At 70.8% G+C, this 11,384-nt stretch carries 11 protein-coding genes; 7 read left to right on the top strand and 4 right to left on the bottom strand.

Annotated features, from left to right (window positions below):
• On the top strand, nt 1–560 hold a 560-nt coding region (locus ON27_RS15865), incomplete at its 5' end, for an MmyB family transcriptional regulator (protein ID WP_444543654.1).
• 249 nt (nt 561–809) lie between these two features.
• Here the strand turns inward: ON27_RS15865 and ON27_RS15860 are convergent.
• Together ON27_RS15860 and ON27_RS15855 are read right to left on the bottom strand one after the other, a co-directional pair.
• Nucleotides 810–2,117 (bottom strand): hypothetical protein, encoded by a 1,308-nt coding sequence (locus ON27_RS15860; protein WP_043726929.1) that lies wholly within the window; start codon nt 2,115–2,117, stop codon nt 810–812.
• Nucleotides 2,118–2,485: 368 nt separating this feature from the next.
• A complete protein-coding gene (locus tag ON27_RS15855; RefSeq protein ID WP_051046657.1) occupies nt 2,486–3,100 on the bottom strand; it encodes a TetR/AcrR family transcriptional regulator in 615 nt (204 codons plus the stop codon).
• A 115-nt stretch (nt 3,101–3,215) separates the two neighbouring features.
• On the opposite strand from ON27_RS15855, the gene ON27_RS15850 reads away from it, so the two are divergent.
• Nucleotides 3,216–4,241 (top strand): glycoside hydrolase family 113 protein, encoded by a 1,026-nt coding sequence (locus ON27_RS15850; RefSeq protein ID WP_043726941.1) that lies wholly within the window; start codon nt 3,216–3,218, stop codon nt 4,239–4,241.
• 40 nt (nt 4,242–4,281) lie between these two features.
• Here ON27_RS15850 and ON27_RS15845 read toward each other — a convergent pair whose 3' ends face one another.
• Entirely contained in the window at nt 4,282–4,599 is a 318-nt protein-coding gene (locus ON27_RS15845; RefSeq protein WP_043726939.1) for an ArsR/SmtB family transcription factor, read from the bottom strand.
• 697 nt (nt 4,600–5,296) lie between these two features.
• On the opposite strand from ON27_RS15845, the gene ON27_RS15840 reads away from it, so the two are divergent.
• The 3 genes from ON27_RS15840 (at nt 5,297) to ON27_RS15830 (ending at nt 7,965) form a co-directional block, all read left to right on the top strand.
• A complete protein-coding gene (locus tag ON27_RS15840) occupies nt 5,297–6,226 on the top strand; it encodes a CorA family divalent cation transporter (RefSeq protein WP_043726927.1) in 930 nt (309 codons plus the stop codon).
• Nucleotides 6,227–6,374: 148 nt separating this feature from the next.
• The gene (locus ON27_RS15835) at nt 6,375–6,743 is read left to right on the top strand and encodes a nuclear transport factor 2 family protein (protein WP_043726937.1); all 369 of its coding nucleotides are present in this window, start codon (nt 6,375–6,377) and stop codon (nt 6,741–6,743) included.
• A gap of 319 nt (nt 6,744–7,062) precedes the next feature.
• Complete coding sequence (locus ON27_RS15830) at nt 7,063–7,965, top strand: S1C family serine protease (RefSeq protein WP_174377846.1); 903 nt, start codon at nt 7,063–7,065, stop codon at nt 7,963–7,965.
• Between the two features lie 7 nt (nt 7,966–7,972).
• On the opposite strand, the gene ON27_RS15825 is transcribed toward ON27_RS15830, so the two are convergent.
• A complete protein-coding gene (locus ON27_RS15825) occupies nt 7,973–8,659 on the bottom strand; it encodes a TVP38/TMEM64 family protein (RefSeq protein WP_086007488.1) in 687 nt (228 codons plus the stop codon).
• 258 nt (nt 8,660–8,917) lie between these two features.
• Between ON27_RS15825 and ON27_RS15820 the strand changes: the two genes are divergently transcribed.
• Nucleotides 8,918–10,774 (top strand): methylmalonyl-CoA mutase family protein, encoded by a 1,857-nt coding sequence (locus ON27_RS15820; RefSeq protein WP_043726925.1) that lies wholly within the window; start codon nt 8,918–8,920, stop codon nt 10,772–10,774.
• Nucleotides 10,774–11,384, top strand: a 611-nt coding sequence (locus ON27_RS15815) for a methylmalonyl-CoA mutase family protein (protein ID WP_043726922.1), incomplete at its 3' end; no start/stop codon positions are given. The genes ON27_RS15820 and ON27_RS15815, both read left to right, overlap by 1 nt.

Below are 11,384 nucleotides of genomic sequence, written 5' to 3'. Positions count from 1 at the left end.
TCGCCCGGCGGCCGCGGCCCTGCGCGGCGACAGTGCCCGAGGTGACGTCCGGCTCGCGCCACCTGCTGGACTCGTTCGCGCTGACACGCGCGCTGCTGATCGGACGGCACACCCAGATCGTGGGCTGGAATCAGCTCGCGGCGGCGGTGTTCGGCGACCTCACCGCGCTGCCGGAGCATCGCCGGACCTGGTCGCACCTGCTGTTCGACGCACCCCGGTCACGGGCGCTGTTCGGGGCAGGCTGGGAGCGGGCGGCGCGCGAGCACGTGGCGCATCTGCGCGTTCTGCTCGGACGATATCGCGGGGACTCCGGACTCACGGCGCACGTCGAGCAGTTGCGGGACGCGAGCGCGGATTTCGCGCGGATGTGGGCCGAGCATCCGGTCGCCCAGGTCCGCTCCAGGACGTACCTGCTGCACCACCCGGTCGTGGGCGAGCTGACCCTGCACGGCGAACTCGTCGCGCTGCCCGACGAGCCCTCGTGCTGTGGACTGGATTTGTTCGCCGCCGAACCGGGCTCGGCATCCGAGCGGGCGCTGCGGACGTTGGGGCGCCGCTGAGGCACCCAGCGGCCCGCCGCGGTGGACTCGATGGCCCGCCGCGGTGGACTCGATGGCCCGCGCAGTGGACCCAGCGGCCCGCCGATGTATCCCTCTGCGTGTGCTCGATCGGTCCGCGGCCGGCGGATGAAGACTGCGACAGCGCCGCGGACCTCGTTATGGTCTGCGGCGCCCGATCCGAGGTGGCGGGCAAGCCCGGATCGCCGAATGGCAGCCGGAACGTCACTCGGGACGTGCGGTCGCGGACATCTACCAGAAGGTCGCCGTGAGTTCGTACTGCGCCAGCACACTCCGCACGAGTTCGCCGAGCTGGTCGGCGTCGGTGAGCTTCGGCGGGTGGAAACCATTGACCCGCAGCGTGATTCCCCCGGCGGATTCCACCAGCGCGACGTACAGGTTGCCGCCGCGTTCGGTCAGCACGGCAGGGGAGTTCAGGCTCTGGTTGACCAAGCCGATCGTCATCACCGAGGCCGGGGCGCCGTCGATGCTCGAAATCTCGGGGTCGAGCTTGCCGAGGCTGGAGCACACCGTGGAGATCGGATCGGTAGCGGCTTGCCGCGCGAGCGCGGCGTAGCGGCCACGCGGTAGCGCGACCGCTATCGGGATCAGCGGCGGGATGTTCCGTCCGTTGGCGGCGGCCGCGCTGAGCTTCTCCTTCATCACCGCACGCAGCGGGGCGAGGTCGGCCGGTTGTCCGTCGCGCGGGTCCACTTCGAAATCGATGGAGGTCAACGCGTTCGCGCGCAGGTCGTCGGCGGTGCGGGTGCTGACCGGCATCATCATGCGGACCCGGCCTTCCGCGTCGGTGCGATCGACCGCCGTGGCGATCGCCGCCATCATCGCCACCGCCAGCGTGGTGCCGGTTCCGCCGCGGCTGCGCGCCGCGGCATGCCACAGGTGCGCCGGGACTGTCGCGGTCACCGTCGGCAGGCGGAAGCCCTCGGCGTCCGCGTCGAGCTGTCCGGCCGCGCCGCCGCGCCGGGGCAGGCTCAGCCGCAGTGCCAAGCCGAGGGCCGAGGGAAGCGACCGAGTTCGCCGTGCGGCGTCGCGGAAATCCGCGGCCAGCAAGCGTAATCGGCCGAATTCGTCGGAGCGATAGGTCAGATCGAGCCGCTTGTCCGCGACCGCGTCCGCGATCGCCGCGCAGAATGCCTGGCCGTCCGCGAGGGTGTGCGAAACGAGCAGCGACACCGCGCTTTCCCCGTTGTCGAGCTGGGTGGTGGCCAACCGCCACGCAGGTCCGCCGTAGGTTCGCAGCTCCGCGTGCCCCTGCTCGGCGATCCAGCCCTCCAAGCCGCCGCGGGGAGTGGGCGCGTCCGCGATCTCGAGTGGGCTGAACTCGGCTCGGGTGGTCCAGCGGTCCCCGGCGGCCGGGATCGTCGCGGGCGCGACCGCGCGCCCGAGCCTGCCGTGCCGCAACGCCTCGTGAAAATTCCGTAGTGCCGCCAGGTTCACCGCGCGGTCGTAGCGCCACACCGCCTGGATCGCCAGGGTTCCCCCTAGCGCGGAGTGCCCCCGTGCACTCACGCAGTCGATGTCGTCCAGGCGGTAGGTCACGCAAATCTCCCCTCGAGTCCGGACACCGGAGCAGGTCCGCACCGGCGTCGTCGCCGTCACGACTCGACGCTACGACGATGGATCGTTCGAATGTTCGAGTCTGCCCGGCCAAGGTAGAGCATCCGGCCTGGCAACGCCGTGGTCAACCCTACTGGCGGGTTCGGTGCTCGCGGCCCCGGCGATGCGCCGCCTGTTGGGGGCGCGGGATGCGGATGGTTCCCTGTCCAGGGCGAACGGCGAAGCCGGGAGCCGGTCGAGGTGACCTGCGGAAGAGTTGCCGGCGATGCGGGACAGATCCGCTCCGGCGTGCTCGAACTGGACGGTCGACTACTTCAGCAACGGATGGGTGTCCCGGTGCACGGTTCGATTCAGCCCGCCGGGTCCCGTCGGCGGATCAGCGGGAGGTAGACCTCGTCCACGATCTCGACCAGGACGTCGTCGGGCGCGCTCGGCGCTGCGCGGACGACGAATTCGTTGCGCAACAGCACGAGGGCCACCGTGGCGACGCGCGGGTGCAGCGCCTCGGGAGCCGCTTGGCCCCGGGCGACCGCGCGGCCGAGCAGGGTGAGCCACGGGGCGGCGGTGGCGTCGCCGGACTGGTCCGGCAGCTGCGTCAGCAGTTCGGCCGCTCCACCGGCGGCGGCCATGAGTTCCCGCAGGATGGCGCCCAATGGCGAACTCCAGTGGCGGTTGACGCGCCGCAGCAGTTCGAGCGCGTCTTCGCGCAGGTCTCCGGTATCGGGCGGTTGCGCGGCCGTGGCCAGTTGCCGGTAGGCGGCGATGCCGAGCGCCAGACGGTTGGGCCAGCGCCGGTAGATGGCGTTCTTGTTGGTGCCCGCGCGGGCGGCGACCTTGTCCATGGTCAGCGCGGCGTATCCGGATTCGAGCAGTTCGTCCGCCGCGGCCCGCAGGATCGCCGCTTCGAGGGCGGGTCCGCGTCGGCGCGTCTGCGCGCCGCCGGACTGCCGCACCGCGTCCTCCACCGTTACCCCTTTCCGTGATCGGTGCCGATCGTACTTCCCGAACCGGGGCTTGCTCGGATGAGATCTCCTCTATAAGGTACGCAAAGTACCTTAAATAGGAAGAAGGGTGGCCGCCATGCGTGCCAAAGGCATCAGTTACGAGACCGGTTTCCTGCGCGCCGGACGATATTCCCGGGTGGACTTCGAGCCGCGAACTGTGGCGAGCGAACTGCGAGTCATCCGCGATGACCTGCACTGCGACGCGGTCCGGATCATCGGGGGTGATCCGGAGCGGCTGGAATTCGCGGCGGCTTGTGCCGCCGATCTCGGCCTCGAGATATGGTTCTCGCCGTACCCTCTCGACTCGACCGTCGACGAGATGCTGGCGCTGTTCGCCGACTGCGCCGAGCGGGCGGAGCGGATTCGGCGGCGAGGGGCCGAGGTCGTGTTCGTGACCGGCGCCGAACTGAGCTTGATGAACCCCGGCTTCCTCCCCGGTGACACCCTCGACGAGCGCGTCCGGTCGCTGACCGCCGGGCCGGATGATCTACCCGAGCAGGTCGCCGAAGCCGGTTCGCGCGTGAACGACTTCCTCGGCAAGGCGGTGTCGCTCGTTCGCGAGCGCTTCGGCGGCCGCGTCACCTACGCTTCCATCCCGCTCGAGCGGGTCGACTGGACGCCGTTCGACATCGTGTCGGTGGACCTGTACCGGACGGCCGAGGTCGCCGAGCGATTCGGCGCGGGTGTTCGCGCCCTCGTCGCGCAAGGAAAGCCGCTCGCCGTCACCGAGTTCGGCGCGTCCACCTTCCAAGGCGCGGGTGACGTGGGCGCCCGGGGACTGGAGATCGTGGAATACGACCAGACCCACGGCCCGGTCCGGTTGGACGGCGCATACGCCCGCGACGAGGGCGGGCAGGCGGCCTATCTGCGGGAACTGCTGGAAGTCTTCGACGCCGAGGGCGTCGACAGCGCGTTCGTCTTCGTCCTCGCGCTCTACGACCACGTCCATCGCCCCGGCGGCGACCCGCGCGACGATCTGGATCTGGCGAGCTACAGCATCGTCAAGGTCCTCGAAGGCCGTCACGGCGACACCTACCCGGACCTCCCGTGGGAGCCGAAGGCCGCGTTCGGCGCCGTCGCCGACTATTACGGGAACCACTGAGACGCCCACGTCTGGTGCGGAGGTGGACGACCGCGTCCGGTCAGTCGTGCTCGCGGTGGTGGCGGAAGGCCAGGCGGACGAGGTCGGCGATGTCGGGGTCGGCGATCGTGTAGACATGGCGCCTGCCGTCCTTGTGGGCGCGGACCAGACCGGTGAGTTTCAGTTTGGCCAAGTGCTGGCTGACGGCGGGTACGGAGTGGCCGACGGCGGCGGCGAGGGTGCCCACGTCGCGCTCGCCCTGCGCGAGCAGCCACAGTATCTGCAGGCGCGCGGTGGCGGCGAGCATGCCGAAAACCGCTGCGGTGTCCTCTAATCGGTCCGCCGGGATGGGGCCCGGCGGCTCGCCGTGCTCGGTCACGTCCGCCTCCAAAGCTGTCGGTAGGGTGGCACGACCGCGTCCGGTGGTGCAACCGCCGGGTCGCGCGGGGCGCCCCGCGAAACCCGTTTCGTGCCTGGTGATCCGGGGTGTACGCGCCGTTGGGTTTCCACTGGGTGGCGCGTTGTCGAATACTTGCGCAACTGATTGACGTACCCCGATCGGCGGGTTTCTAATGATGGATGGCGCAATTCGTGCGCCGGTCGACCCACGAAGCGAGGTGAGCGGCAGATGCCGGATGACAGTATCGACGTCTACAGCCGGGCTGTCCTCGCGAAACGGGTTGCGCCGGCGCGTCGTTGATCTGTGTGCGCGATCGGCGGCCGGGCAACGGCGCCGGGATCGGCCGACGCGGCACGAATCCACCTTCGTCATTTCTTCGACGCGTGCGGACGGCGCCTCCGGGATCTGCCGGTGCGTGATCCTCGTTCGCGACGCGACCCAGGCATGGTGTCGCCGCTGCCCGCACCCGTGCGCCCGTCCCCGGAGGGGTGCGCCAGCCCGCCCGATGGTAAGTATTGGAGCCCCCGCTATGGCCAGATTGCCCGAAACAGCCGAAATGTCGTATCGCCCACCGCGTCTCGAGCCTCGAGCGATTCGGATCGCGGCCTTGGGCTCTGCTCGTCCTCGGCAGCGGACGGGCTCGCCCGCACACACCTTCTGCGGGCGGCCGTAGCCGATGACGACCTTCCTCAGTGCCGTGACCGCCGACCACTTCGACACCGAAGTGCTCCAGCAGCATTGGATTCCGCTCGCCGCCGACGACGCCGACACCGCGGCCGTGCTCCGGGAACGGCTCGGCATCGACTTCAGTGCCGCGCGCAACCAGGTCTGGGAGTCCGACAACTTCCTCTACCTCCCGGTGCTCGCCGACTACCAGCGCGGCGAGACCATCGAACGCGCGACGATCGTCTTCGCGCTGGGCGGTGAGTTCCTGGTGACGCTGCAGCCGTCCGAGCATTTCGTCCCGTTCGACAGAGCGGTCGCGAAGATGCGGCGCAACACCGCGCTCGCCGGCTCCGCCCACGGTGTGATGTACGCACTGCTGTGGGCGTTGAACGAGGAGTCGGAGCGGGTGCTGCAGCACGCCGGGGACGCGCTGGAAGCGCTGCGCGAGGAGATCGAGAGCGCTGTCGAGGGCCACGACCGGCATGCTTCGGTCGCCGACATCCGCGGCAAGATGTCGCGGCTGAGCGCGGCCGAGCAGATCGTCTCGCGCGTCCGGCAGACCCAGGTCCACCTGGCCCGCGCCGCACGCCACCTGACGGCCGACATGCCGCCCGGCCACGAGCTCGACGGGGTGATCGGCGCCCTCGTCGCGGGCATCGACGGGGTGCGGCAGTATGCCGAGGTCGAGCACGACAAGCTGCGCTATCTGCACCAATCGGCCGGAACCTGGCTCGAGTTGCGACAGAGCCGGATCGTCGAGGCGTGCACCGTCCTGACCGCGGTCCTTCTGCCGCCCACGTTGGTGGCCGCCTGCTACGGCGTGATCTTCACCTCGATCCCTGATTCGCCCTGGCCGCACCTGCTCGTAGTCACCCTGGTGATGGCGCTGGCCGCGGTGCTGCCGTTGGCATACCTCCGGAAGAGGGGCCTGCTGCGCTGAGTCCCGGCCCCGTGGTGGCAGCTGATTTCCGGCGATCATTACCTCGCGCGTAATCGACGCCGGGCGCGCGGCGCGGCAAGGTTGGAGGCAGCCGATCGGAGGATCCGCATCGGTGAACGAAAAGCATTCCGACACAGGAGGATTCAGCATGTCGCGCTACGAGGAAGCAGTCGATCGGTACTTCGCCGCGTGGAACGCCACCGACGAGAACGCCAGGTCCGCCGCGGTCGCGGCCGCCTGGGCCGAAGACGGCGGATACACCGATCCGCTCGCGGCGGTGAGCGGGCACGCCGAGCTGGCGGCGGCCATCGGCGGTGTGCAGGCGCAGTTCCCCGGCTTCGAGTTCCGCCGCCTCGGCGAGGTCGACGGACACCACGACATCGCCCGCTTCTCCTGGGAACTGGTCTCGCGGGCCGACGGCAGCGCACCGGTCGCGGGCTCGGACGTGATCACCCTCGGGGCCGACGGCCGGATCACGACTGTGCACGGCTTTCTCGACCGGGTACCCGCCGCGTAACGGCCGTCGACCCAGCCGGATGCGTGCCGGCCGCCCTTGCTTGCCGGACTCGGTGCTGCTGACCGCGGCACCGAGCGCACGCCGGACGCCTCGCCCTGCTGGGCTGGAGGAAAGTAGCGTGCGGCGAGGGCGGAACCGGGCGATCGGCCGCATCGCCGACACTCGCCGGCCCGGCCCACGGCGCATCGACACGCCCGGCCCGCCGCAGTCCGGTTGCGCCTGTGGCGAACACGGTGCGTCGTTCTCGCCTCCGGGGCATCCTGGACGAAGTAGTGCAATTCCGGCAAACAGGGTGGTGGTCGGCGTGGACAACGCCGCGATGGATGCCTACTCGCGCACGGTGATCGCGGTGGCGGCGTCGGTGACGCCGCACGTGGCCAGCGTGCGGACCAGGCGGGGGAGCGGATCGGCGGTGGTTTTCACCGATGACGGATTCTTGCTCACCAACGCGCACGTCATCGGCGCGGCGAGCGAGGGCGAGGTGGTCTTCGCCGACGGGGTCGAATCCCGGTTCGGCGTGGTGGGGGTGGATCCGCTGTCGGACCTGGCGGTGCTGCGCGCCCACGGCGGCGCGCCGGACGCGGTGACCCTCGGGGACGCCGACCAGTTGGTGGTCGGCCAGCTGGTGGTAGCGGTCGGCAGTCCGCTGGGCCTGGCGGGTTCGGTGACCGCGGGCGTGGTGAGCGCGCTCGGGCGGGCGGTCCCGGTCGCCTCCCGCCGCGCCGGGCGAGTGATCGAGGACGTGATCCAGACCGACGCCGCGCTGAACCCCGGCAATTCCGGCGGCGCGCTGGCCGATTCCGCCGGCCGGGTGGTGGGCATCAACACCGCGGTCGCCGGAATCGGGCTGGGCCTGGCCATTCCGATCAACGCCACGACGCGCCGGATCATCGGCACGCTGCACGCCGAAGGGCGCGTCCGGCGGGCCTATCTCGGCCTGGTCGGGGTACCCGCGCCGCTGCCGGAGCCGGTCGCCGAGCGCACCGGGCAGGCGGCCGGGGTGCGGATCGTGGAGGTGGTTCGCGGCGGCCCCGCCGAACGAGCGGGGCTGCGCCGCGGTGATCTGGTGCTGAGTGTGGCGCGGTCGGAAGTCCGTGACGCGCAGGGCATCCAGCGGCAGCTGTTCGCCGAGGCGATCGGTGTGCAACTCCCCGTGACGGTGCTGCGCAACGGCGCCATGGTGGACGTGATCGCGGTTCCGGTGGAGTTGGCGGCGGACTGAACGCGGCCTAATCCGCGGCCGCGACGAGTTCGGGAGTAGCCACCGCGGCGGGCGGTGCGGTCTTCCACCGGGCGTCCGCGACCAGGCCGGCCGTGCCGATCGCGAGACAGACGCCGGACAGCGCCAGCATCGCCGGGTGGGTGGTGCCGGTGAGCGCGTCGCCGAGGATGACGGTGCCGATCGTGCCGGGCAGCACCCCGAGCACCGTGGCGATCAGGTACGGCCAGAACCGGATCGAGGACAGTCCGCAGCAATAGTTGATCACCGAGAACGGCACCGCCGCGATGAGCCGCAGCGACCCGACCGCGAGCCAGCCGCGGCGAGCCAGACGCTCATCGATCGCCCGCACGGCGGGATGCGTGAGCCGGGCGGCGACCTGATCGCGATCGAACGCGCGGACCAGCGCGATCGCCAGCGCCGCGCTCACCGTCGTGGCGCCGACCGCCAGCGCGATGCCCAGCAGCGGCCCGAACAGCAGTCCGGCGCTCACGGTGAACACGGTGCGCGGGATCGGCGCCACCGTCACCAGGGCGTGGACCAGGAAGAACAGCAGGGGAAAGACCGGACCGACCGAGGCCGCCCACTCCTGCACCTGGCGGGGCGACGGCAGCGGAACGAGCAGTGCCGCGCCGAACAACGCGACCGCGCCGACGATCAGCGCGACGATACGCGGGTCACGCAGCAGCCTGGTCAGGCCCGCGCCACGCCGGCGCTCGGCGGCGTCGTGCCCGTCGGCGCTGTATTCGATTGTTCCCTCGCCGCGCTCGGTCACCCGCGACAGGTTACCGGTTGGTAGAGGCGGGCAGGGTCAACCGGCCGGGAATCCGCCCGCTAGCATCAGTGGAAGCGGGACGAATGCTCGTTAACCGAAGTAGTCGCTGAGCTGGGCGAATGTGAGGGAATCGGGCGCACACTGCCGGTGCGTCCGCGTGAGGAAGAGGAACACCAAGCTATGCCGATTGCTTCAGATCCCGGGGCGGATCCGGTGCCCGACTACGCCCGATGGCGCAAGGGCGTGGCCGGGGTGCTGGCGAAGGCGCGCCGCGTCGATGTCACCGAACTTCCCGAGGAGCCCGAGCGGCTGCTCGACGAGACCACCTACGACGGCCTGACCGTCGCTCCGCTCTACACCCGGCGCGACGAGTTGCCCGAACAGCCGCTGCCGGGGACCTTTCCCTTCGTGCGCGGCCGGGACGCCACCCGGGACGTGCACCGGGGCTGGTTCGTCAGCGCGCAGGTCACCCAGCGCGACGCCGCTGCCGCCAACCGGGAGATCCTGTCGGGGCTGGAGAACGGGCTCAGCGCGATCTGGCTCGGCGCGGGCGAGCGCGGCGTTCCGGTGGCGGATCTGCCCGCCGCCTTGGCGGGCCTGCTGTTCGAATTGGCCCCGCTCACGCTGGACGCGGGCGGTGACGTGGCAGCGGCGGCGGCACAGGTGTTCACCGTGCTCGACGGCTACCCGGCCCCCGATCGCGCGGACATTCGGATCAGCCTCGGCGCCGCGCCGCTGACCAGCCAGTTCGCCGGCCTGACCGACATCGGCCGCGGCGAGGCGGTCGCGCTCGCCGGGCAGGCGGCCCGACGGCCGGAAGCGGTCCGCGCGATCACCGTGGACGGCACCGTCTTCCATGACGCGGGCTCCTCCGACGCGCAGGAACTGGGCGCGGCCGTCGCCGCGGGCCTGGCCTACCTGCGCTCGCTCACCGAGAGCCTGGACCTCGCGGACGCGCTCGGACAGCTGGAGTTCCGGTTCGCGGCCACCGACGATCAGTTCGCCACCATCGCGAAGTTTCGTGCCGCCAGGCAGCTCTGGGCGCGGGTCGCGCAGGTGTGCGGCGCACCGGATTTCGGCGGGGCGCCGCAGCACGCGGTCACCTCGGCCGCCATGATGAGTCAGCGTGATCCGTGGGTGAACATGCTGCGCACCACGCTCGCCGCGTTCGGCGCGGGCATCGGCGGCGCCGACACCGTCACCGTGCTGCCGTTCGACTCCGCCCTGCCGCCGGGCGAGCTCGGCGTCTCGAAGTCGTTCGCCGACCGCATGGCCCGCAACACCCAGCTGCTGCTGCTCGAGGAATCGCATCTCGGGCACGTGCTGGACCCGGGTGCGGGCTCCTGGTACGTCGAGGACCTCACCGCCGCGCTGGCGGCGAAGGCGTGGGAGTTCCTCCAGGAGATCGAGGCGGCCGGTGGCTACCCCGCCGCGCTGGAATCCGGTCTGCTCGCCGAGCGCGTGGCGGCGACCAAGGCTGCTCGCGACGCCGATGTCGCGCACCGCAAGACCGCCGTCACCGGCGTGAACGAATTCCCGAATCTGGCCGAACAGCCGCTGTCCGAGGCGGCGCGGCAGACCGGGCGGGTCGCCCGCTACGGCGCCGCGTTCGAGCAGTTGCGTGACCGTTCCGACGCCTACCTCGCCGAACATGGCACCCGGCCGAAGGCGCTGCTGGTGCCGCTCGGGTCGGTGGCCGAGCACAACGTGCGGGTCACCTTCATCGCGAATCTGCTGGCCTCCGGCGGCATCGAATCGATCAACCCCGGACCGCTCACGGTGGACGCGGTCGCCGCGGCGGCCAGCGAAGCCGGAGCGCCGATCGCGGTGCTGTGCGGTTCGGATACGCGCTACGGATCGGAAGCCGGTGCGGTGGTGGAGCGATTGCGCGCCGCGGGTGTGTCCACCGTGCTGCTGGCCGGCGCGGCCAAAGCCGTCGCCGACCTGGACGACGCGCAGCGCCCGGACGGATTCCTCGCCGCGCGCATCGACGCCGTCGCCGCGCTGTCCGGCTTGCTGGAGAAGGTGGGAGCCTGATGACTACTCGTGAGATCGAGCATCTGATCGGCAGTTTCGCCGACGTGCCGCTGACCGAGGGCGCGCCCGAGCCCGCCGCGGTCGAACCGGCGCAGGTCACGGAGTACGTGCGCGCGGCAGCGGCGGCCAATCGGTACGCACCCGAACAGTTGGTGTGGTCGACGCCCGAAGGCATCGACGTGCCGCCGGTGTTCACCAAGGCCGACCGGGATGCCGTCGCGGCCGAGGGATATCCGCTCGACAGCGTGCCGGGCGTCGCGCCGTTCGTGCGCGGGCCGTACCCCACCATGTACGTCAATCAGCCGTGGACGATCCGCCAGTACGCCGGTTTCTCCACCGCCGCGGACTCGAACGCTTTCTACCGGCGCAACCTGCAGGCGGGCCAGAAAGGTCTGTCGGTCGCGTTCGACCTGGCGACCCACCGCGGCTACGACTCCGATCATCCGCGAGTGCAGGGTGACGTCGGCATGGCGGGGGTGGCCATCGACTCGATCCTGGACATGCGCCAGCTGTTCGACCACATCCCGCTGGACCAGGTCAGCGTCTCGATGACGATGAACGGCGCGGTGTTGCCGATTCTCGCGCTGTACGTCGTCGCCGCCGAGGAGCA

Origin of the sequence: Nocardia asiatica NBRC 100129 (genome assembly GCF_000308415.1) — a bacterium.
Lineage (GTDB): Bacteria > Actinomycetota > Actinomycetes > Mycobacteriales > Mycobacteriaceae > Nocardia > Nocardia asiatica.
The sequence above is the reverse complement of the archived record's forward strand: the minus strand, read 5'-3'. Positions and strand labels throughout refer to the sequence as shown.

Coding starts and splice junctions, on each gene's coding strand:
- ON27_RS15850 (WP_043726941.1), top strand. CDS start 3,216: ATGCGTGCCAAAGGCATCAGTTACGAGACCGGTTTCCTGCGCGCCGGA.
- ON27_RS15840 (WP_043726927.1), top strand. CDS start 5,297: ATGACGACCTTCCTCAGTGCCGTGACCGCCGACCACTTCGACACCGAA.
- ON27_RS15835 (WP_043726937.1), top strand. CDS start 6,375: ATGTCGCGCTACGAGGAAGCAGTCGATCGGTACTTCGCCGCGTGGAAC.
- ON27_RS15830 (WP_174377846.1), top strand. CDS start 7,063: ATGGATGCCTACTCGCGCACGGTGATCGCGGTGGCGGCGTCGGTGACG.
- ON27_RS15820 (WP_043726925.1), top strand. CDS start 8,918: ATGCCGATTGCTTCAGATCCCGGGGCGGATCCGGTGCCCGACTACGCC.